Raw genomic sequence first — 23,034 nt, 5'->3', positions numbered from 1 at the left:
GGGGTGGAGCAGCCCGGTAGCTCGTCAGGCTCATAACCTGAAGGTCGCAGGTTCAAATCCTGCCCCCGCAACCACTCTTTCCGATCCGCTGAGTTTTGAGATATAGACTCGACGGATTCGCGAAACAAGAGAAAAAGTTCGGGCGCATACCCTCATCAAGAGGAGGCGGCGCAACCGAGTTTCATTTTCCCAGACTTTTCAAGAATTTAGGCAATAAAAAACCCGCTGTTGGCGCAGCGGGTTCTTGGAAAGGCTTAAGCTTGGCCCCTCATCAAAACTGAGGTCGAGTTTAGGCGACGGGATCGCTTTGTCAAGAATAAATGCGATGCTTGAACTCTGGCCGATACCACGCATGACTTTTTCATATTCCCAAGCGCAAACCGGCGCGGTTGCAGAGCAATCTGTACCGGTCGGAACGTCTGCCGTTGCCCGCTGGCAATGGGTGCAGACACAGATCCTTCATCATCCTCATTTGTCGACTGCCGAAATCTGTGTTGCCGTCGTTCTGGCATCGCACGTCAATGACCGCACTCAGGCATGCTTTCCCAAGATTGAAACGATTGCCAGTGAGGCAAAACTGTCTGATCGTAAGGTGCGTCAGGCGCTTAAGCGTTTGGCCGAGCTTGGATTGGTGGCCAAGCTAAGCCGAGCTGTTGGCAGACTTCGTAATCGCAATGCTTATCAGTTGATCGGCCTTGGCTCTAAACCGGCATCTGGTTCCATCATACCGGCACCTGATGCCGCTGTTAAACCGGCACGTGATGCCGGTTCCAATAAGAAGAACACGGATAAAGAAGAAAACACGGATGAGAAGGAACAGGCAAATACTGTTTCTGGAACCGGAGCAACCGTCCTTCCTGCCGTCGATGATCAATGTTTGATTTTAGCTAGAGAGTGGCAGCGATTGTGTTCGGAGCCCTGGACATTGGCGAATGCGTGTTTACGGGTGAATGAAGCGATTGACCGCGTTGGCATTGATGCCGTTAGGCTGGAGCTCGATGGATTACGACGAAGGAAAAAGCGTCTTTCGCGGTTGATGTTACTCGACACTCTAGACGTACTAAAACCAATCATGTCAGAGGAAACTTGTGACTATCAACCTTGTGAAGTGCAAGAAAAGGGTACACCTGAAATATGGTTGGAGATATGCGAGACGCTCTCAAGACGTGAAATGCCCGAATGCCGAAACCCTAGAGCTTGGTTGTCGAAGATCAAAGCATCGCTAAATGGAAATACTTTGCGCCTGTCAGCAAAGAGCCAGTGTGTTGTTGACGTTGTTAGAAATCAGATGTTAGCGGAAATTGCTATTTTGGCTAATCGCCAAAAGTTAGTGGTAGAGAGTATTCACAAATGTGATTAGAGCCAGAGCACGATTAATTGAAATGAGGACAGGACATAGAAAGCTTCCAGTTTCAGCCGACATAGAATGCAAAACGCGGGGATATTGATCAACCACGGCATTTAACAGGGCTGGAAAATTTGTCGGCGATAAATGATTGCCAACAAATTGATCCATCCCTGCAAATTGTTCAGCGCGTTGAGTTAGCGGCCTGCTCTACGAAGTCGTAATGCATTAGCAATAACAGATACCGAAGACAAGCTCATGGCTGCAGCGGCAAACATGGGCGAGATAAGAATGCCAAAGAACGGATAAAGTAGCCCTGCGGCAACCGGCACACCTGCTGCATTGTATATCATCGCAAAGAAGAGGTTTTGTCGGATATTGCGCATGGTTGTTTCCGAGAGCTCGCGGGCGCGAACAATCCCGCTCAGGTCACCTTTGACAAGAGTGAAGCCTGCACTCTCGATTGCAACATCCGCCCCCGTACCCATCGCAATTCCGACGTCGGCCTGTGCAAGTGCGGGGGCATCGTTAACACCGTCACCCGCCATCGCGACTTGATGACCTTTATCTTTTAGCTCTTTGATCAAATTGGCCTTATCTTCCGGTGAGACATCGGCCCGGATATCGGTAATCGAGAGTTTACTGCCAACAGCTTTTGCTGTTCGTTGGTTGTCGCCCGTCGCCATGACAATTTTGAAGCCCTGCTTTTTCAATGCGGCCAGGGCATCCGATGTTGTTTGCTTTATCGGATCGGCAACGGAAATGAGCCCAGCAATCTTTCCATCAATAACAACATGCATTACCGTCTCCCCCATATCTCGCCGATCATTTGCTATTTTATCAACAGCAGAATGATCGATATTGAGAGTCTGAAGGAGTTTGCTATTACCTAGGGCAACCGACTTGCCACCCACCTTTCCGGTGACGCCCTGACCGGTTACAGCTTCAAATTCCTCTGCCTTATCAAGGGACAATCCGCGCTCCTGAGCAGCACTGACAATGGCGTCAGCCAATGGATGTTCGGATCCCTTTTCCAGCGCCGCAGCGACAGAAAGAACTTCCTCCTCCTGAAAATCCGGTTGGGCGATTACACCTGCAAGTTTTGGTTTACCCTCTGTCAAAGTCCCGGTTTTATCGACAATGAGCACATCGATCTTCGCAAATCGCTCCAAGGCCTCTGCATTTTTAATGAGCACACCAATTTGTGCACCACGGCCGGTCGCTGTCATGATTGACATCGGCGTTGCCAAACCAAGGGCGCAGGGACACGCAATGATCAGAACAGCAACCGCTGCGACAAGCCCGTATGACAATGACGGATCGGGCCCCCAGATGGCCCAAGCGACGAAGGCGATCAAAGCAACCAGGATAACAGCAGGCACAAACTTGCCTGCAACCGTGTCTGCAACCTTTTGGATTGGCGCTTTGCTTCGCTGAGCATGGGAGACCATATCAACGATTTGGCTCAAGACAGTATCTTTGCCAACCCGTTTGGCCAGGATGATCAGGCTGCCATTTCCGTTGATTGTTGCTCCGGTGACATCGTCATCTGGATTTTTTTCAATTGGAACGGGTTCACCCGAAATCATGGATTCATCAACTGACGACCGTCCTTCAACGACAACGCCATCGACAGGTATCTTGTCACCTGGGCGAACCCTCAAACGCATTCCGACGGTTACATCCTCAAGAGGAACTTCTCGTTCAGAACCATCATCTTCAATAATGCGGGCTGTTTTCGCAGCAAGACCCAATAACGCTTTGATTGCCGAGCCGGTTCGTTCCCGAGCCCCCAATTCCATTAGTTGGCCAAGAAGCACAAGGACAACGATGACAGCTGCAGCTTCGAAATACACACCGACATGTCCCTGTGCGTCTCTGAAGCCATCAGGAAAAATACCCGGAGAAATCACTGCGACGACGCTAAATATATAAGCTGCGCTAACGCCCATCCCGATCAAGGTGAACATGTTGAGAGAACGGTTCACCACAGAATGCCATCCACGAACCATGAATGGGAAGCCGGACCACAGGACAACAGGCGTTCCGAGAACCAACTCCACCCAAAGAGTAACGCGTTCTCCAATCATTTCCCGGATGAAACCCAAACCAACAAACGGCCCCATCGTTAGGACAATCAGCGGCACCGTAAGAGCTGCGCCTAACCAGAATCTCTTTTTGAAATCCCGAATCTCGGGGTTTGGTGCGTCATTTTCTGTTGGCATATCCATCGGTTCCAGTGCCATTCCGCAGATCGGACAGGAACCAGGTTCGGATCGTATGATCTCTGGATGCATCGGGCAGGTGTAGCGACCCGAAGTCGATGACGAAGCGCTGTTTGCAGCAGATGTCTCTTCCTCTGAGGACAATACGCTCTCAGGAGAGCTATCGAACTTGCCCTTACATTTCTGCGAACAGAAATAATATGTCTCACTGCCGTACCGAGAGCGTGGTGTATCGGCATCCACCGTGACCGACATACCGCAAACAGGATCCGTCGACTGTCCTGATTGATCAGACATTTTGTGATTATCCTGGTGCTTCTTATGATGATGATCAGACATGGTCTGCTTCCTGCTGTTATGCTGCAATGTCACTGCGGATAATCAATGTTCTGAGTGATCGTGACTGTGCGCCTTGGCCGATTGGTTTATCCAGTTTGACAGGAACCAACGTTCAAAAATGAACACAGCAACGATCATCAAAGTTGCAATGAGAACAATGGATGGGTCGCTTTGCAATTTCATGCCGGCGAAAACGAGCAGCACGATGATGTCAAAGACAATTGCTGTAATCATTACAAAGCCGCGTGCTCCTATTTCTTGTCGTAGGTACTTAAAGCATCCCCAGTGGATGAGCACATCCATGACCAGATAGAAAAACACGCCAAGTGAAGCGATCCGGCTTAAATCAAAAAAGATTGTCAACAGCGCTGCCACGACAACCGTGTAAACAAGTGTGTGGTCTTTGATTGAACCCGACATTCCAAAATGACTATGCGGGATCATCTCCATATCGGTCAGCATCGCGAGCATTCTTGACACCGCAAACACGCTTGCTAGCAAACCGGACGCCGTCGCAACGACTGCGAGCAGCACAGTCAGATAAAATCCGATGGGCCCCAATGCTGGCTGTGCAGCTTGGGCGAGGGCATAGTCTTTGGCTTTTATCAGTTCGTCCAAGTCAAGGCTTGAACCAACAGCAAGCGCCACGAGAATATATACGACAACGCAAATCAGGATTGAGAACGTAATCGCACGACCCACATTCTTATGAGGGCTCACGATTTCAGCACCACTGTTTGTGATCGTTGTGAACCCTTTGAAGGCCAGAATTGAAAGAGCAATTGATGCGACAAAACCGGCCAATGGAAAGCTCGCGCCGTCGGGTGATGACGGCTCGAACGAGTATCCACCAGCCCACAGCGCTGCAATTGCAAACAATGCAATGCCGCCGATCTTCAACGCGGCCATGACCATTGAAAACAGGCCAACCGATTTGTTGCCAGCTCTGTTAACAGCATATGCAAAAATTATCAGGCAAACACCCAATACCGGTATAAGAACTTCAAGCTCTGTCAGGTCAAACGCCCGCAAAACATAGGTTCCAAATGTTCTTGCGACCAAACTCTCGTTGATGACCATCGAAAAGGCCATCAGCAATGCTGCGCCGCCTGCTATGGCTCCCGGCCCGTATGCTTTTTGGAGGATCATTCCGATCCCGCCTGCAGACGGGAAAGCATTGGACATCTTGATGTAGGTATAAGCACTAAAAGCAGTGACAAGTGCGCCAAACAGGAACGACAACGGGAACCACTTTCCTGCAAGTTCGGCAATTTGTCCGGTCAAAGCAAAAATTCCTGCTCCGATCATAACACCGGTGCCCATGGATATGGCGCCAAGGAGCGAGATACTGTTTTTCTTGTATTCTGCCTGATGATCCATTCCTGCCTCACATTTGGTGTTTTTGGTACGCGATGCCGTTTGCTTCTTGCAGCTCGCGTATATAACGAATGATCCGTGCTACCTGTTCCGAACTGACCTGAGGCTGGGCTGGCATATCGCCAAAGGGCCAGTGATGTTGTTTTGCCCCGTTTTGAACAGCTAGATAGAATGCGCGATCTGAATGATGTCCCGGATTGTAGATTCTGTGCATCAGCGGCGGGCCTTGCTCTGTGCCTGTTGCATTGCCTCCGTGACAAGCAACACAGTTCATATCGAAAAGCTGGTTTCCTACCATGGCTTCCTTGCTGAAACTGGGGAGCGCAATTCCGCTATCGGTCAGTTCAAGATCTTTGATGTCATCTTTCCCGGGCAGAAACGAATTCAGGGTCATGGCGATGATCCCTACTGCGAAAAAACCGATAACCAAATACTTTGGCCAATTGATTTGTTTTTTCATTTTCTTCGGGCCTTTGTTTTATGCGTATGTATCAAATATTCGAAGACACGTGAGACCAAGGGAACTAGTCAACCCTGGTCCTGTTGCTGCCGCCTATTGATTTCGCTGAACTAGCTTGGCGATACGTGAGTTTGTCGGCTAATTGCGCTGCCATCGACATAGGTATCTGGCGACACTTCAAATTTCGAACGACAGGTGTCTGAACAGAAGTAGAATACTTCACCGCCATAAATGGCTGTTTTGGCGATGCGCGGATCGACAGTTTTATGACAAACCGGGTCAACGGCGGACTGAGGGTGCTCCCATCGGATTGCCTCAGCCTGACCGTCCGCTTGTTTCTTATTGTGGGTGTGCTTTTTGTGCCCAAACATGTGAGCACCGCAACCAAAGCGCATCATCAATATGATGAAGGCTCCCCAAAGCAACCAACTGAGAATATTTTCCATTTCTCTTCGCCATCCCATAAATACCTTTAGGTATGACTGTTCCGTCTGAAAGCAGCATGGTGCAGAACACCAAGGCTCGATCTGTACGCATGCCATCGGCAGGTGCAGAACCCAGAACAGTTATTCGCTATTTGTTCGGGAGGATCAGGATATGGGAGGCTGGAAAATCCATGACCGAGATACCGGCTGAAGGGACACTTCTTCTATCCCGTTCTGTACATGGGAAAACTCGGAAACCGGTAGGATAATCTCGGTAAGGACCGCTGATGTGGAGTGACAAGAAACCTGAGGGCAGCACGAAGCCAGGTCATGCTGGTGTTCAACGTCAAAACCATTGAGTTCTGCAGAATGCGCAGGAAAAGATCCAGTCGACGCGACTGCAATATGGGGAGCAAGCATTATAGCGCTAATCCCGACGAGCAGGATCAGTACGGCGCGTATTAGTGCTTGCTGTGCATTCATTGATCAAACTTCCTTTGGGCAGTAACGTAACACTTATGCCCTTAAATATCGAGTTACGTTGACCTACCTCAATTAAGGGGACGTTTTTTTTAACCGACTTCAGACAGAACCGTTACATCTGCAAGCCGGTTGTCCGTACTGTTGATTTCCTTTGAGATGTAAGGTTTGATTTCGGAGTATCTGACGTGAGCATCGGCTTGCGCCTGATAGTAGCGAAAGAGCTCTTTTAGCGGAGCGCCCATGTCTTTGTATGCAGTTAATACTGCGATTAGAGCCCCGAGCGTGAGATCGCCTTTTATCACCAGATACCCTCCAATTGTGTAAAAGAAGAAGGGCGTCATCTGTGATATGAAATTGTTTAAAGACTTCATGGCGAACTTGTTCTTGTGGATAGAGAGACGAAGGTCGTGAAGTCGCTTGTATGACCCGTAAATATCCCGGGCACCTGGCTGGTTATCGTTTGAGATGTTCCCTATCTTCTCGCCGAGAACTCTGACTTCCTTCAGCCGCGTTCGAGACAAAGCATTAATTTTCTTCTGGAATCTGGGGATGACAAAAATCTGAAGCGGCAACAGTGCGGTTGCGGCGATGCCCAAAACCAAATCTTGCACGAGCATGAAAGTCAGAATCGTCAGGAATGTACCGCCTTGTAACAAAGGCAGCACAATCGACTCTGCAGCATATCCAGCTACGGGCTCTACCTCCTGCACAATAACCGGAATCAATTCCCCTCCTTTGGGGGATGGCTTTCGAAAGCTGAATTTTGAAATATCAAGCCGTAGGCGGCGTGACATGTGTTCTGCCAGCGCACCGGATTGCAAATTAACCTGATATTTCAGCCAGCCATGCACGCCAATCGCCAATAAAAAAAGCAGACAGAGAGTAAGTAAAGCCATCGTTTGAGAGAACTCCATTCCTAAATAGGTAACTGGAAAATGTCCTGACTCAATGGCGTTGTTGATGATCAACTTCGGAAGCTCGAGGCTCATGTAAAGAGCCGGCAAAGAGGCCGTCGCCAGTAGCCCCAGTTTTATCTGCCGCTTCCATGAAGCTCTGAATATGTACTGCAGGAGCGCTGTTCCGCTCTTTGCCGAGGGCTTTTGAGCCTGTTGCGCAAGAACAGATCTGCGGCGTCTTAAAGCCCTGTATCCCGTCGCGCTGAGAATAATAATTAGCGCAACCGGCACCCCAAACACCACCAAATGGAATACAAGATGAACCCACCAGTGTGCATCGCTTGATATGTAGTGCGTCAAGCGATGCCCCATATCGTGGACGATTTCCATCATTGTAGTTAGGTTCCTTGAGAAGGTTCGGCAAAACAGACAGGGAGGAAAGTCCTCCCTGTCGTGTGATGCTTAGAAAAGAAGGCGGAGACCGGTTACGAGGTAAGTTGCCTCGTAATCTTCGCCGTCATCTTTTGCAAAGTCCGCGGTTTTGCCGAGTTTCCGCTCATAGGCAACCCCGATATACGGTGCAACGGCACGGTCGATGAGGTCATAGCTAAGCCGCAGTCCGATCTCTGCGCTTGAAAACCCGCGTCCGACCTCAATCTCGCGATCGTCAGAGAACGCAGCATTCAGCTCAAGCGAAGGTGTGAGGATTAAACGATTGGTCAGCAAGCCTTCATACTCAACATCAAGCCGCGCACTGCCGTCTCCGGTCTCGCTGACAAACAGATCAGCGTCGACTTCAAACCATTGAGGAGCAAGCCCCATGATTCCAACGGTTCCATACCAACGATCTGTTGTGCTTGGCGTATCCAGACGAATACCGGCTTTGGCATCGAAAAAGTCGCTGATTGGTGTTTGCAGGACCAGTCTGTTCTCGAAGTTTTCGTAAAGGTCGTTTTTGAGATCACGCTCGCCTTCGCCTTGCCAACGTAACTTCAGTTCATCGGTGCCAACAAATGCATCACCATCCCAAACGAAAAGATTTTCCCCTTCGTCACCAGAGCGGTATTCAAACTGCTCCATTTGAATGCCATAAAAGATGTGATTGTCTGCTTTGGCAGTGAACGAGAAGGACAGGATCGTGGAAAGAACACCACCACCAATCGCGGCCAAAGTTAGTGTTTTCATTGTTATTGAACTCCATTCTCAAGTGCCGCGACGGCTGGACCGCCCTCTACAACCACTTTTCGGAACATGCCAGAAGCCATGTGATAGCTAAGGTGACAGTGGAAAGCCCATTGCCCAGGTTCATCAACTTCGGTTTCCGAATAAACGGTCATGCCAGGGTTGATATTGATGGTGTGTTTAACCGGATCCCATTTACCGTTGCCAGTATCGAGGATTGACCACATCCCGTGCAAATGCATCGGGTGTGACATCATGGTCTCATTGACGAACTTGAAGCGCACCCGTTCGCCATATTTCAAGCGGATAGGTTCTGCATCTTCATATTTGACGCCATTGATTGACCACGTATAGCGTTCCATGTTTCCGGTAAGGCGCAGTTCAATTTCACGCGTTGCAGGCCGTTCAGGGTACAAAGGCTTCTGTGCCTTCAGGTCGGCATAGGAGAGGAACTTTCCGCCATTGGCTGCTTTTGGTGTCAAACCACTTCCAGCGGCATAGAAGGGATCATCTTTGGACATTCCCATCTGAGAATGATCCATTCCGGCCATATTCGAATGGTCCATTCCAGCCATACCGTTCTCGTTACCACTGCCCATCGAAGAATGATCCATTCCGGCCATGCTACCGTGATCCATTCCCATGTCCGCCATTGTCAGCAACGGAGCGTCCATGCGTCTGGCTGGCATTTCAGCTTTCAACCCTTCTTGCGGCGACAACGATCCGAATGCATAACCCGAGCGTCCCATTGATTCGGCCATGATTGCATACGGCTTTTCAGCTGTCGGCTGAACAATCACGTCGTATGTTTCTGCAACCGAAATGCGGAATTCATCAACCTTGACCGGTTGAACATTGTTGCCGTCGGCCTGGACAACAGTCATTTCAAGTCCCGGAATGCGGACGTCGAAGTAAGTCATGGCCGATGCATTGATGAAGCGCAGGCGCACACGTTCGTTTGGCTCAAATAGTCCGGTCCAGTTTTGTTCCGGTGATTTACCATTGATGAGGCCGACGAAGCCCTGAACGTCTTCAATATCTGTTGGCATCATGCGCATGCTGCCCCAGTCTCCACGTTCAGAGAGAGTTTCTCCCAAACCGTTTTCCGAAACGTCGGAGATGAAGTCTCCGAGCGTGCGTTGGTTACGGTTGTAGTAGTCCGGCATCATCTTTAGGTTGCGCAGAATACGCGCCCCGGAATGAGGGTGCTTGTCTTTCAGAACAACGACATATTCACGGTCGAACTTGAATGGCTCGCGTTTTTCGGGTTCGATAACAATTGAGCCGTAAGCGCCATCTGGTTCCTGGAAGCCAGAGTGGCTGTGAAACCAATAGGTCCCGCTCTGTTTGACAGGAAAGCGATAGGTAAAAGTCTCGCCCGGTTCGATCCCGGTGAAGCTGATGCCCGGCACACCGTCCATCTGGTAGGGAAGGATCAACCCATGCCAATGGATAGATGTAGTCTCGTCCAGGTTGTTCGTCACGTTGATGACGGCATCTTCGCCTTCTTTGAAGCGCAAGGTCGGACCGGGCGAGGACCCGTTATAGCCAATTGCTTTGGTTTTCATATCACCTGTGTCGATGGTAACGTAATCGACAGACAGATTATAGGTTGCCGCATACCCTGCTGTTGACACAGCAATAGTGCTTAGCGCCCCCAAAAGGGCACGCCCAAGAAGTTTTCTCATTCTCATGATCTCCGATGGTTGAGGTGCGCCAGAGGCAACAGGGAGGGATTCCCTCTGGCGCGAGACCCTGCGCAGTGGTTACTGCAGGCGAACTTTACCGACCATGCCGCTCTCGTAGTGGCCTGGTACATTGCACGCAAATTCAAGTTCTGCGTCTTTCGGGAAGGTCCAGATCACCTCGGCAGAATCACCCGGCTCCAGAAGCACGCTGTTCGGATCGTTGTGCTTCATGGTTTCGCCGTTCCCCATGTCCATTTCCATCATGGCCATGTTGATTTTGTCTGCTTCAAGGGCCCCATGTTCCATCATCATCATCATTTCTTTTTGATGGTCCGCGTGCATGGCTGCGGTGCCAATGTTGAACTCGTGAACGAATTCACCCTTGTTTTCGACTAGAAAACGAACGGTTTCGCCGCCGCGAACAACAATCTTTTCCTTGTCATAGAAATTGTCTTCCATCGTGATCCGAATTGTCCGGCGAACATCAGAGATATCGCCAGGCGCTCCGATTTCGACGCCATCATTATGACCGCCACTATGACCTGCACCAGCAAATGCAGAAGTCTGGATACCGGCAAGGCTACCCATAGCAAGGGCGGAAGCAACAGCAAGGCGAAGGACAGAAGTAGTGTATTTGGGCATGAAAATGCTCCCGAGATAATTCAGTATAAAGGATCTCGTTACGCAAACCTTACACAGAGTCAGTGATCGGACTCATAGCGACAGATTACGTCACGAATGCAGTTTAGATAAGGAACTGAATATCTTAGGTGCGGGGAGGTTTGACGCTAACATCAAGCTCTGCAGGCGAGAGCGTTCTGTCTTTTGCCCAGTACTTTACAGACAACAAAACAGGTGCAGCGTTCCAGTTACCAGACATTTGCTGCACATAGGGACCACAAACAGCCATGCCACAAACATCGTTGTGCGATGGATCCTGTGTGTGAGAACTACTGTCAGCCATGACGGAGACAACACTGTGATGGCCACTGTTAATATCAGCGGCTTTGGCATGCACGGCCTCAGCGCCAGACAGCATTACTGTCAACGCGATGATAACCGAAAGTATGCACGAGATGATCCGCAAAAGGAGAATCCTATCACAATGTTGCAGCGCAATGGTTATCTTGATGTATCAATGCGGTCAAGTGGCAATATTGTGGCAAACTTGTCGGAACTTTGATGCTTAAGCAGTTGTGAGCATTTCTCTCGATTTAAACTAGGCGCTGTTTTGCTCTTGTGTGCCAGAGATGTTGGCTAGTTAATTCCAAGGAACAATAGATCGATAATTCAAGGGAATACAACTCAGTTTTGGCTTTGATGAATAGTGATAAGAGCGTCGAAATCAAAATCGGCAAAGCAGGCTCGTTGAACGGGAACCTCATGCCTCGACTGGAACGTTTTTAGGATAATCCGATTAATAGTTTGCCTTAGGGGGCCGACTGCTTTTGGATCTCGTGACCAGTTCAATAGGCATGAAATCAACTTTTGGTGTCTCTGGATAATACCGGCGAGTTTGCGTGGTAGGGCGCTGTCTGAAAGCTCACGTTTATGAGTTGCGATATCAAGTTTCGTACGTTGTATCTGTTCTGCTTTATCGTCAAAAAACGCGCGTATTTCAGCTGAACGTGCGTCCGGGCCCAAGGCATCAATAACCTTGCTGATGCTGGCGCGAAGATCTTCGAGATGCTGAGACAGGCGTTCAATCTCGCGTGCGTGATGAGCGCGAACTTGTTGGATTTCATCGCTCTTGAAATGCTCAATGATCTTTGCCTCGTCGAGTTCAGCGACGGCATCCAATACTAGCTTGATGATCTCGTCATAGTGAAGGTTCCTGTTCGCGCAGCCTTTAACAGGGCAAGAATAATGCTTTGCATAGGTTGCTGTGATTTTCTCATTGTGCTCCCCGCAATAGAGTTTGCCGCCAAACAGAGCATTGGCACGCTTCTTCGTTACAGCCTGTTTGCGACGCCATTCCTTCGAGCGGCGAATGGATGTCTCGCGTTTCTCCTCTTCTGTCATCACAGTGGGTATCATTTTGCGCTGAAGGTGTTTGCTGGATCGTTCATCAAGAGCCTTCTGGACCTTTGCGAAAGTCTCATCGTCAATGATGGTCAATTCGGGGATTGGGACTGTGATCCATTCCTTTTCCGGACGCATGATTGATAGGCGTTTGCCGTTCTCCGGATGCTTGCGGTACTGCATTTTGTTGAAGGTGACGACGCCGTTATAGAGCGTCTGACGAAGCATTCCGGTTTGTCGGACAAACGAGCCTACAAGGCTCGAAGGTGCCCATTTACCACCCTTGGGGGAATCAATGCCGCGCCGGTTCAAATCGTCGCAGATATGTTTCAGCTTTCTGCCCTCGGCGTAATATTCAAATATCTCTCGAATGATTGCAGCTTGCTCGTCGTTGATCTTACGCTTGCCTCGGATGGGTTCGCCAAATTCATCAAGGGCATGCACAAGGTCGTAGCCGTAGAGTTGACCTCCCGGCACACCACCACGCAGAACAGCTGCGATCACGCCACGATGGGTCTTGTCAGACAGATCCTTGAGATAGAGCGCATTCATGGTGCTTTTCAGACCAATATGCAGCTCGTTGATTACTCCATCTGTGACGGTCTCAACAGGAAGGCCCAAGAACATCATCTTTTTGAAGAAATTGGCAGTGTCGGCCTGATCTCGACTGATGCGACTCAGGTCCTCCGCAACGACACCCTCAAACCGTCCGTTTAGTGCTGCGACCAGAAGGGAACCTATGCCAGGGCGGTTGGCAATGTGAGAACCTGAAATGCCCTCATCAAAAAACACGTCGGCAACCTGATAGCCTTTGACGCTGCAATATTCTCGGCAGCGGCGGATCTGATCCTGAGTACTGGTTTCCTGTTTGTCCGTTGAGTGGCGGGCGTAGATTGCTACATGCACTGATTGTATCCTCGAAGGTTGGATCAGATTGATTACCTTTCGGGATTGCTGATGCGCAAGGGTAAAACAGCGATTTCTCTTAAGGATAGGTACTTAAGAAAATGCTGTAAATACAATGCACTGCATGTGATTGCATGAGAGTGCATAAGATTGCACGAAAATGCAAAAGATTGCATGATAGTACACGAGATGGCACAACTTTCACCTGTCGTGACGGGGGCAGGATAGGTTTGGTGGGCCCACCAAACAGCCCAAACGGCTTCCTGCTTATTCACATGGCGCTGCCATGCTCAACGAGCCTTAATTAAATTCTCTTTGATGTATTGAAACCGTTGGGCTGTGGATGTGGGTTTGGAATGCACCTATGAAGATAAGCGGGTGAAATACAACGTCGTTACCGATTACGCTAAGCTGATGGATATTGTGGGTGTAGCAGCCCAATGAACATTGGAGAAGCAAGCTTCTTTGGAAGCTTTTCACCCGGTTATCTGAAGAGGGATTTAGGAGAATTATGTCTTCGCTCTGACGCCCAACGTCCTAAGGGAATGAACTTTTGGGTATACGGATTAAATGGTTGATCTTACCTTTGCATGAGAGTGAGGCAAACCGACATCTCATCGGATTATCTGGTTGGTACTCCAACCTACTGCTGATGCATGCTTCCCTCGCTAATTCCAGCAAGAACCCCACACGCCTTAACTTCCCGGTCATCGTTGCAACGCGCTCTTAGTGAAACGAGTTGTTTCTCAAGCGCCTGTAGAGCGGTTATCTGCGAGCGCACATGAGAGATGTGATCATCGAGCAAAGCATTGACGGCGGTACAGGACTGATGAGGGTCGTCCTGATAGCGCTGTAGTTCGTGAATTTCTGCCAGTGACAGATCCAGGATGCGGCAGCGACGAATAAAGGCCAGCCGCTCAACGTGTTTCTCGGTATAGACACGGTAACCGTTCTCCTGCCGATCAGGCGGCGGCAACAAGCCCTGCCGTTCGTAGAAGCGGATCGTCTGTGTATCTACCCCTACTGACTGTGCCAACTGACCAATACGCATCGGGTTCCTCCGCAACGGATTCTCTACGCTATTGACCTTATAGCTACTATATAGTTTTAAATGAAAGCCCGATCACATTCAAGTGGAGTCATATCATGAGTAAAAACTGCGGAGGCCCCTGTGGCGACGATGCAAGGCCTGCGGCGGATACCGATATGCAGGCCTCCTCCGATGCGTCGGGGGAATGGGTCAGTGTTTATGCCGTGCCGAAGATGGACTGTCCATCAGAAGAGCGCATGATTCGCCTGGCCCTGAACGGCGTTGAGGGGATTCGGGCACTGTCCTTCGACTTGTCGAACCGCCGGGTGAAGGTCGTGCATGACGGTGAGGTCGAGCCCGTCACCTCGAAACTGAAGACCTTGGAGCTAGGCGCCTCGCTTCAGGAAAGCGTCGCTGCCGATCCGGAGACCATCAAGGCGGCCGAGTTCTCGGCAGCCTCTGCCACGCAAGAATCCGGGACTCTGCGCTGGTTGCTCGGCATCAATGCACTCCTTTTCGTAGTGGAAATGACAGCCGGCCTGATCGCCCAGTCCACCGGCCTGATTGGAGAGTCCCTGGACAATTTCGCCGATGCGGCCGTGTACGGGCTCGCCCTTTATGCGGTTGGACATAGCGTGAGAATGCAGTTACGTGCCGCGCATGTTGCTGGTGTACTGCAACTGATCTTGGCTGTGGGCGTACTCATAGAGGTGGTGAGACGCTTTGTATTCGGTAGTGAGCCTGAATCGCTGGTGATGATGGCTATCGCATTCGTCGCATTGATTGCCAATACCAGTTGTCTGCTGCTCATATCCAAACATCGGGAGGGCGGAGCGCACATGAAGGCAAGCTGGATATTCTCGGCCAACGACGTGGTGATCAACCTGGGGGTCATCACCGCCGGCGCCCTGGTCGCGTGGACCGGTTCCAATTATCCGGATCTAATTATCGGCACCATCGCGGGGCTCGTCGTGCTTAACGGTGCCAGGCGCATTCTGGCGCTCAAGGGTTAAATAATGCTCATTATTGGCAAAAAGCTCTCGCCGTACGCCCTGTTGTCCATATCGGGCCTGCTGGCAACGTCTGATCAGGCTGTAAAGTGGCTGGTGCAGCAATCAATGGCCTATGGCGAGTCTGTTTCGGTGACCCCGTTCTTTAACTGGGTGCACCTATGGAACACCGGTGCCGCATTCAGTCTTTTTGCGAATGGTGGAGGCTGGCAGCGCTACTTTTTTATCGGGATCGCGGTGGCGGTCTCGATTTTTCTGATCAAGCTGATCCTTGAAAATCGTCATAAAGGAGAAGCCATCGCTTACAGTCTTATCCTCGGTGGCGCCATGGGCAACCTGATTGACCGGGTCTTTCGTGGCTATGTTGTGGATTCCTTTGATTTCTATTGGCGAGACTGGCATTGGCCGGCCTTCAACCTGGCTGATATTGCAATTGTCCTCGGTGCCTTACTTTTCGTTTCCGGCAGCTTTTTGGGTAAAAAAACAAACACCAATGCCGAGTCGGATGGATCTGACTGACACCTTCGCCTATACAACACCATGACCGAACTTCCCGACAACATTCTTCACCTGCCGCAATACCAAGTACTGGGCTGCAAATCAACCGACGACGAAATGCACTTCCAGGTGGACGCGCCCGATCCCGTCGCTTGCGAGGAATGCGGCGTGCAGGGTGAGTTCGTGCGGTTCGGCAAGCGTGATGTTCCCTATCGTGATCTGCCCATCCACGGCAAGCGGGTCACCCTCTGGGTGGTCCGCCGCCGGTACACCTGCCGGGCCTGCAAGACAACCTTCAGGCCCCAGCTACCGGAGATGGTGGACGGCTTCCGTATGACGCTGCGGCTGCATGAATACGTGGAGAAGGAATCCTTCAACCACGCCTACACCTTCGTGGCGGCACAGACAGGTCTGGACGAGAAGACGGTACGCGACATCTTCAACGCCCGCGCCGAGTTCTTGGGGCGCTGGCACCGCTTCGAGACGCCCCGCATTTTGGGCATCGACGAGCTGTACCTGAACAAGTGCTACCGCTGCATCCTGACCAACATCGAGGAGCGAACCCTGCTCGACCTGCTGGCTACCCGCCGTCAGGACGTGGTGACCAACTACCTGATGAAGCTGAAAGACCGCCAGAAGGTCGAGATCGTCAGCATGGACATGTGGAACCCTTACCGGGCAGCGGTCAAGGCCGTGCTGCCACAGGCCCGCATCGTGGTCGATAAGTTCCATGTGGTACGCATGGCCAACGATGCCCTGGAGAAGGTGCGCAAGGGCCTCAGAAAGGAGCTGAAACCCTCCCAGAGCCGAACCCTCAAGGGCGACCGGAAGATCCTGCTGAAATGCGCTCACGAAGTTTCAGATCGGGAACGGCTGATCATGGAGACCTGGACAGGCGCATTCCCGCAACTGCTGGCCGCCTACGAGCACAAGGAACGCTTCTACGGCATCTGGGACGCCACCACACGGCCCCAGTCAGAAGCCGCCCTGGACGAGTGGATAGCCACCATTCCGAAAGGCCAGAAGGAAGTCTGGAGCGATCTGGTCAGGGCTGTGGGCAACTGGCGCGAAGAGATCATGACCTACTTCGAGACGGACATGCCCGTCACCAACGCTTACACGGAGTCGATCAACCGACTGGCCAAAGACAAGAACCGTGAAGGGCGTGGTTACTCCTTCGAGGTGATGCGGGCACGAATGCTCTACACCACGAAGCACAAAAAGAAGGCACCCACTGCGAAGGTCTCTCCGTTCTACAAGAAAACCATCGGTTACGGACTACCGGACTTCGCAGAGGAGCTCAACTACGGGGTCGATCTATCAACCATCTGAGGGTGGTACCGAGTAGGTGGGGCAAGAGCACCCCATCAACCATTTAATCCGTATACCCGAACTTTTTAAAGTGAGGATACAGGGAACAGTTTGCGAGCCAATTGGGAGCAGTAAACAGTGGCTTTTGAAAGGTGACTAAGATAGGATTCGTACAACGCTTATCAGCGCCTATTGGCGTCTTGATCGCAGAGTATTATAGCGAAGATGAATTGAAAGAGGGAGGCGGGCATGTCTACCAAGCAAATTCTCGCACTCCTGAACTCGCATATCGACGGAGATGAAGAGCAACTGCTGTCGATTGCCTTGCAGATCGCTGCACAGGAAGCTCGCCTTGGCCGATCCGATGATGCGGAGAAACTCAAGCGGGTTGTTCAGAAGGCGCGGGACCAACGTCGCGTAGGAAAGCCAGCCGGTGAACAATCGCCGATCCCATTGGCTCGGCCAAGAGGCGAACTACAGGGGCTTGTCGAGAGCGCTTATCCCAAAGTCACGTTATCGAGCATGGTGCTATCTGAAGATATCGCTACGCGGCTTCAACGGATTGTTCGCCAGCAGCAGGAAAGAGCAATGCTGCGTGAACACGGCCAGACTCCGGCAACTCATATGTTGCTCGTGGGACCGCCAGGCACTGGCAAGACGATGACGGCTTCGGCTCTCGCTGGTGAGTTACGCTTACCACTCTTCACGGTACGCCTCGAATCCCTGTTCAGTCGCTTCTTCGGTGAGACGGCTGGGAAAATGCGGCTTCTATTCGACCAGATCGCCCAGACGCGAGGGGTTTATTTGCTTGACGAGTTCGATGCAATCGGTGCGCGCCGAGGTGATCCTAACGATGTAGGCGAAATTCGTCGTGTGCTGAATTCGGTCCTAGCCTTTATGGAAGAGCCGAATTCAACCGACAGCCTAGTTCTGGCGGCAACAAATCATGTGGAGATTTTGGACGAAGCGCTGGCGCGTCGTTTCGATGAGGTGATCGAATACACACTACCAGATGTTGTCTCCGCAAGAGCTATCGTAGAGCGCAGGCTCGGTAAGTTCAAGGTTGCTGGGAAAGCATGGCCCACGCTTGCTTCAGCACTCGATGGTTTGAGCCAGGGCGAATTGGTTCGAGCAGCGGATGCGGTCGTCAAGGATGCAATTTTGGAGGGGGCGTCTAAGGTTTCGCCCGAGGCACTCAAGGGCGCGTTGGATAATCGGCAGACATTAAGAGGTAAGTTTCGTCGTCAATCCGGTCGCTAATCAGGCTCCGCCAAAAGATAGGTTGGAACACGAACTGAATAAGTAGGAACTTATGGCGGAGCCAGAAAATTTCGATGCGAGAGACCGTCCGCACATATCTATCGACGCTTTCCGTGAAACCGCAGCTTACACATTCCCATCTCGTAATCAGGAACGCAAACCGCTTCGCGGAGACTATGCCGCGCATGCTGCAGGTCTTCTCGATCAACTCGCCGTTGCTCTCGGGAATGTACCGCTACCCGTTGATGATCCTCGACTTATCGTTGAGGGGTTGAAGCGGGGCACTATCGTTGAGATCGCGACATTACCACCAGCCGAAGGTGCTCGCACCAAGGCGGTCAAAGTCCCGGCTACCTTGGAGTTTCCTACGCAAGATGTGGTGGTGCTTCGTTCTGAACGGAATGAGGACCGCACAGAAAGTGCGTTGCTTTTCGTGCCAGATGACGCACGTACCTTTTTACAAGGTCGAATTACTGACTATGGTCTTGATCCGGGTAATCGCAGGCGGCCCGATGTTGAGCGTTTCGAGGTCTTGGAAAACGTCCGTGCTATCGATTCTGTATCAATTTTTACCGGCAACGTGGATTTGGCTGCACCAGATGTCATTTGGTGGGAGTTATGGGTTCGCCAACCAATTGCCTTGGCTGATCGGTTGGCGACTGCCGCGCGGAATACAAATATTGATGTTCATGAAGATAGGCTGATTTTCCCCGATACAACAGTTCTGTATATTCATGGTGCGGCCGCCACAGTTGCTAATTTCGCGATGCGAGTACCGGGTGCAATTTCTGAAATACGCCGTGCAACGGGGACTATCGAATCTTTTCTAAATCACGGAGACTTACGATTAGGGCAGCATGATTGGGTTGAAGAACTGGCCCAACGAGTTGTTGCTCCCGAGGAAGATGCTCCTGTCGTTTGCACACTCGACACGGGTGTTGCTGCAGGCCACCCACTGATCGGACCCGGTCTACGCGGTGCGTGGGCATACGACAATGATTGGGGTAGCGATGACCATGGAGCCGATGGTGGCCACGGTACACCATTAGCTGGCCTCGTCCTCTACGGTGATCTCGAATTGGTGATGAATAATATCGGTCCTGTTATGTTAACGCATGGCACGGAATCAATGAAGTTATTGCCACCTCAAGGCTTTCCAGCGACCAAACCACCTAGCTATGGTGTCGTCACCCAAGGTGCGATCAGCAAGGTTGAGATTGAGCGACCTGACGCACTTCGTAGCTATTGCATAGCAACCTCCACACCAGAGTTTCCGGCAAGTCGTCCGTCAACTTGGAGTGGAGCACTTGATCAAATCGCCGCCGGGGCCATGCCCGGTGAAGATGATGAAAAAGTTCTAGCTTTTGAGCGGACTAAGCGGCTTATGGTTGTTGCCACCGGCAACGTATCTGGAGGAATGGCTGTCGACGTCTTACCCTCTCAGCCATTGGAGGACCCGTCACAAAGTTGGAATGCCTTGACTATCGGTGGTTTTACCAGAAAGGAAGAGCCGCCAGCGCCGCCGCCAACATTCTACCCCGCAGTACCAGCGAACCATCGCAGCCCGTTCAGCCGTGGTTCACAACAGCTTCCTGATGACTTAACGCCAATTAAGCCGGAGGTACTGTTCGAAGCAGGAAACATGATGTCAGATGAAACAGGATTTTGCGGTTGGAGCCCATCGGTGTCACTTCTGTCGACGGGATCTGACGTAGTAGCTGACCCCTTGGTTCCGTTTTGGGCGACTAGTGCAGCAGTAGGTATGGCCGGTCATTTCGTTGGGCAACTGCAGGCCGCGTTACCCGATCTTTGGCCAGAGACACATCGTGCACTTACCGTTGATTCTGCTCATTGGCCTGAACCAATCCGTAAAAAATTCATTGGCCGAGGGGCCCATTGGAAAACCGGCTCGAAGGCCGAAAAGCAGCAATACCTCCGCGAATTCGGGTATGGCGTGCCAAATATCGAGCGTGCGATCCTATCGGCACGCAATGACGCTACACTTGTGGCTCAGGCCGAAATTCAACCTTTTACTTACGGGGCTGATGGGCGAACTGGCGTCTTTAACGAGGTGCATTTTTACAATTTGCCTTGGCCTAAAACAGCTCTTGAGCAGCTCGAAAATGAAGTCGTCACCATGAAAGTTACGCTCTCATATTTCATTGAGCCAAACCTGACGGGCAAGGCTGCGACCAGACCGGACACCTATCGTTCCTTTGGTCTTCGTTTCGACATGAAGAAGCGTACTGAAACCAATGCTCGGTTTCGCAGTCGAATTTCCGCTAGCCAAGCAAAAGACGGTACAGAGACTGATGGAGAGACGAGCCGTTGGCTGCTAGGATCAAAGGCGATTCAAGCTGGTTCTCTGCATTGTGATCTCTGGCGAGGCAGAGCGATTGAACTGGCTGGCCATGACGCTATCGCTATTTACCCGGTTGGTGGTTGGTGGAAATCGCATGCAGGTCAGAAGCGTGTTAGCGACAAAGCACGCTATGCACTTGTTATTTCAATTTCGGCGCCAGGTCAAAGTGCGGATCTCTATTCCGAGATCACAACGCTGGTGGATGCCAAACAAATTGAGGTGCAGGTGGGTTGATTGAGTTTGTCTAACCCATTTCAGGCACCTGTTAGGTGCAATATTAGATTGGAAGTCTATCGTTTGATCGTTTCACTTGTCATTGAAGCTAGAGTGCTAGGATTTGGAGGTTTTTTGCCACTTTCAGGCTAGAGAATGAAAGTCATTTTACGTTGAGTTCTGCCGTTTGCGATACCTCCCATCGTGATCTCATTTGGAGCTAGAGTTCCGCATGTTGATACTTTAGGCCTGAATACATGCAAATGGAGAGTATGGATGTTTGAGACCAATAGGTGTGTGTGCTTTACGACGGCCTTTCCATTTTAGGACGGCGATTTTTCTTCAGGGATGTGCGCGGGCTCAAGAGACTAAGCATCTCCCGATGCGCCATGATTAACACCATCGCCAGCGGATCCTGATGGGCTTCCATGAGCAAAAACATCTTCCAGTTTCGCAAGGCATTTGCCGCTAGGCTGGGCTGCCGGGGCATGACTTTCCGGGTGCTGAGATAACGGCGCCAGAGGGCAGGGGTGTTGCGATGTCGAACGAGGGGGCGAGGCTTGTAGCGACGTTTCGACTTGCCCTGCGTTTTTGCTCGTCGTGCCTCAAACACCCCGAACCGTTCCTCAAGGCTTTTTTTGCTGCATGATCGATCCAACTGGCTGGCCTTCATCGCCTGCTCGTCAGGGCTCATCAAAACCATGCCATTGCCGCGCAGTTTGATGGATATGTCGTACTCGGCCAGAATCTTATGCGCTTCTCGCCAGTTCTTGGCCTTCCCCAAGCCTTCCAGTATCTCATCACGATGTTTCAACACATGCCGCTGGAATGATTCCTGCCAGGTATGTGCCTCGTAGTTCCGTGCTGCAGGTGACAGCTTGTTTGGATTGCGCTCCTTTCCATCGGTCATGCCGGGATCAATGGCGAGGTCGTATTTCTTCTCCATCTCGCGCGAGACCTTGGCGAGGATCTTAAAGTCCCGGTGCGGTGTGATCACATTGAGCGTTTCCGGATGCACCTTGTTAAAGGCAATATGCATGTGGAAATTATCGGTGTTGATATGCGTTCCCGCCACACGCTGATGATCGCCGTAGCCAAGTGCCTTGGCATATTCCGCCTCGATGGCCATCAGATCTTCTTTGGTCAGTTTGTCCTGCTCGCCAGAGCGGAAAGAAACGACAAGGTGATATGTTTTGTCGGCAATATCGGGCTTTTGTCGCCGAACTGCTTCGATCTCCAGAAGGGCCAGATCGAGATCCTCGATATTTGTGCCGGCATCGCAATTTCGGATCCAGAACTGATGCAGTTTTTCGCCTTTTTCCTCGGCTGCGGCGATGTATTGGCCAAGACGGGTGTAGTTGTCTGGCACACCAGATTTCTTGCCGATCCGGGTTGCAATCATGATTTTCCCTGCGGGTTCTTGCCGGGCTGAAGCTGCATCCGGATATCGCCAATGGCGGCTTTGAGCTCGGTCTGTGTCGCCTCGATATCGCGGTTCAGGCTGTCGAACTTCTTGAGCAGATCTGCCGAAAGCGGCTCATCAAGCGCGAGCTTGAACAGATTGCCCAGGCGGGCCTGATCGGCATTGACCTTGAGCAGATCCCGAATGCCCTGCCATGCAGCAAAGTCGCTGGCACTGGGCAGTTTGGTATTCATCAGCAAGCGTTTGAGCAGTTCCGAGCGTGACAGCCGCAGCTGGTGGGCAAGCTGATCAATGCGCGCTTTCTCTTCGTCGTTGAGATAGGTTTTGATGACGTGACGTTCGGTGGCCATTTCTTGTTCCGCTATTGCCCGGAAGATCCTGTGGGAGAACCGCCAGGCATCATTTCGGCTCGGATACTCTCGGGAAGGGTGGCATCAAACCCGCCAACCAGATTGACGAGACTGCGTGTAAAATCGGCACCGAACTTGCGATCATAGACCTCTTTGGCCTTTGCGATGAGATGCGGCTCCCGCTTGTCGGGATTGCTGTAATTGATCAGGTTTGCAAAATACCTTGGAT

19 protein-coding genes are annotated in these 23,034 nt (G+C 51.3%); 6 read left to right on the top strand and 13 right to left on the bottom strand.

What is annotated here, in order from left to right; all coding sequences use genetic code 11:
* The first annotated feature begins 325 nt into the window (after positions 1-325).
* Positions 326-1,360 (top strand): helix-turn-helix domain-containing protein, encoded by a 1,035-nt coding sequence (locus AUQ42_RS06925; protein WP_068518365.1) that lies wholly within the window; start codon positions 326-328, stop codon positions 1,358-1,360.
* A gap of 182 nt (positions 1,361-1,542) precedes the next feature.
* On the opposite strand, the gene AUQ42_RS06920 is transcribed toward AUQ42_RS06925, so the two are convergent.
* The 10 genes from AUQ42_RS06920 to cadR form a co-directional block, all read right to left on the bottom strand.
* Entirely contained in the window at positions 1,543-3,909 is a 2,367-nt protein-coding gene (locus AUQ42_RS06920; protein ID WP_197460800.1) for a heavy metal translocating P-type ATPase, read from the bottom strand.
* Between the two features lie 42 nt (positions 3,910-3,951).
* The gene (locus tag AUQ42_RS06915) at positions 3,952-5,289 is read right to left on the bottom strand and encodes an APC family permease (protein WP_068518364.1); all 1,338 of its coding nucleotides are present in this window, start codon (positions 5,287-5,289) and stop codon (positions 3,952-3,954) included.
* Between the two features lie 7 nt (positions 5,290-5,296).
* Entirely contained in the window at positions 5,297-5,746 is a 450-nt protein-coding gene (locus AUQ42_RS06910) for a cytochrome c (RefSeq protein WP_068518363.1), read from the bottom strand.
* Positions 5,747-5,856: 110 nt separating this feature from the next.
* A complete protein-coding gene (locus AUQ42_RS06905) occupies positions 5,857-6,192 on the bottom strand; it encodes a YHS domain-containing protein (RefSeq protein ID WP_064781637.1) in 336 nt (111 codons plus the stop codon).
* A 551-nt stretch (positions 6,193-6,743) separates the two neighbouring features.
* Positions 6,744-7,943 (bottom strand): ABC transporter ATP-binding protein, encoded by a 1,200-nt coding sequence (locus AUQ42_RS06900; RefSeq protein ID WP_064781636.1) that lies wholly within the window; start codon positions 7,941-7,943, stop codon positions 6,744-6,746.
* A 69-nt stretch (positions 7,944-8,012) separates the two neighbouring features.
* Positions 8,013-8,735 carry a copper resistance protein B gene (locus tag AUQ42_RS06895; protein ID WP_063093944.1) on the bottom strand — a complete coding sequence of 241 codons (723 nt, stop codon included), beginning with the start codon at positions 8,733-8,735 and terminating at the stop codon, positions 8,013-8,015.
* Positions 8,736-8,737: 2 nt separating this feature from the next.
* The gene (locus AUQ42_RS06890) at positions 8,738-10,420 is read right to left on the bottom strand and encodes a copper resistance system multicopper oxidase (RefSeq protein WP_068518362.1); all 1,683 of its coding nucleotides are present in this window, start codon (positions 10,418-10,420) and stop codon (positions 8,738-8,740) included.
* 78 nt (positions 10,421-10,498) lie between these two features.
* Positions 10,499-11,062, bottom strand: a complete 564-nt coding sequence (locus tag AUQ42_RS06885; RefSeq protein WP_068518361.1) for a plastocyanin/azurin family copper-binding protein — start codon at positions 11,060-11,062, stop codon at positions 10,499-10,501.
* A gap of 663 nt (positions 11,063-11,725) precedes the next feature.
* Positions 11,726-13,348 carry a recombinase family protein gene (locus AUQ42_RS06875; RefSeq protein ID WP_068518359.1) on the bottom strand — a complete coding sequence of 541 codons (1,623 nt, stop codon included), beginning with the start codon at positions 13,346-13,348 and terminating at the stop codon, positions 11,726-11,728.
* Between the two features lie 643 nt (positions 13,349-13,991).
* Positions 13,992-14,399, bottom strand: coding sequence for a Cd(II)/Pb(II)-responsive transcriptional regulator (gene cadR / locus AUQ42_RS06870; protein WP_067605269.1), 408 nt, complete (start codon positions 14,397-14,399; stop codon positions 13,992-13,994).
* Between the two features lie 95 nt (positions 14,400-14,494).
* Between cadR and AUQ42_RS06865 the strand changes: the two genes are divergently transcribed.
* The 5 genes from AUQ42_RS06865 to AUQ42_RS06845 all read left to right on the top strand — a co-directional run bounded on the left by AUQ42_RS06865 (position 14,495) and on the right by AUQ42_RS06845 (position 21,053).
* Positions 14,495-15,391 (top strand): cation transporter, encoded by an 897-nt coding sequence (locus tag AUQ42_RS06865; RefSeq protein WP_068518358.1) that lies wholly within the window; start codon positions 14,495-14,497, stop codon positions 15,389-15,391.
* Between the two features lie 3 nt (positions 15,392-15,394).
* Positions 15,395-15,907 (top strand): signal peptidase II, encoded by a 513-nt coding sequence (gene lspA / locus AUQ42_RS06860; RefSeq protein ID WP_068518357.1) that lies wholly within the window; start codon positions 15,395-15,397, stop codon positions 15,905-15,907.
* Between the two features lie 21 nt (positions 15,908-15,928).
* A complete protein-coding gene (locus AUQ42_RS06855) occupies positions 15,929-17,218 on the top strand; it encodes an ISL3 family transposase (RefSeq protein WP_068518356.1) in 1,290 nt (429 codons plus the stop codon).
* Positions 17,219-17,446: 228 nt separating this feature from the next.
* A complete protein-coding gene (locus AUQ42_RS06850; protein ID WP_068518355.1) occupies positions 17,447-18,457 on the top strand; it encodes an AAA family ATPase in 1,011 nt (336 codons plus the stop codon).
* A gap of 52 nt (positions 18,458-18,509) precedes the next feature.
* Positions 18,510-21,053 carry a S8 family peptidase gene (locus tag AUQ42_RS06845; RefSeq protein ID WP_068518354.1) on the top strand — a complete coding sequence of 848 codons (2,544 nt, stop codon included), beginning with the start codon at positions 18,510-18,512 and terminating at the stop codon, positions 21,051-21,053.
* A gap of 283 nt (positions 21,054-21,336) precedes the next feature.
* On the opposite strand, the gene traI is transcribed toward AUQ42_RS06845, so the two are convergent.
* The 3 genes from traI to AUQ42_RS15995 form a co-directional block, all read right to left on the bottom strand.
* Positions 21,337-22,434, bottom strand: coding sequence for a TraI/MobA(P) family conjugative relaxase (traI, locus tag AUQ42_RS06840; protein WP_068518353.1), 1,098 nt, complete (start codon positions 22,432-22,434; stop codon positions 21,337-21,339).
* A complete protein-coding gene (locus tag AUQ42_RS06835) occupies positions 22,431-22,805 on the bottom strand; it encodes a ribbon-helix-helix protein, CopG family (protein ID WP_068518352.1) in 375 nt (124 codons plus the stop codon). The genes traI and AUQ42_RS06835 overlap by 4 nt, the downstream gene beginning before the upstream one ends.
* Before the next feature lie 11 nt (positions 22,806-22,816).
* On the bottom strand, positions 22,817-23,034 hold a 218-nt coding region (locus AUQ42_RS15995), incomplete at its 5' end, for a hypothetical protein (protein WP_231856703.1).

It is taken from the genome of Thalassospira sp. MCCC 1A02491 (genome assembly GCF_001613785.1).
Lineage (GTDB): Bacteria > Pseudomonadota > Alphaproteobacteria > Rhodospirillales > Thalassospiraceae > Thalassospira > Thalassospira povalilytica.
The sequence above is the reverse complement of the archived record's forward strand: the minus strand, read 5'-3'. Positions and strand labels throughout refer to the sequence as shown.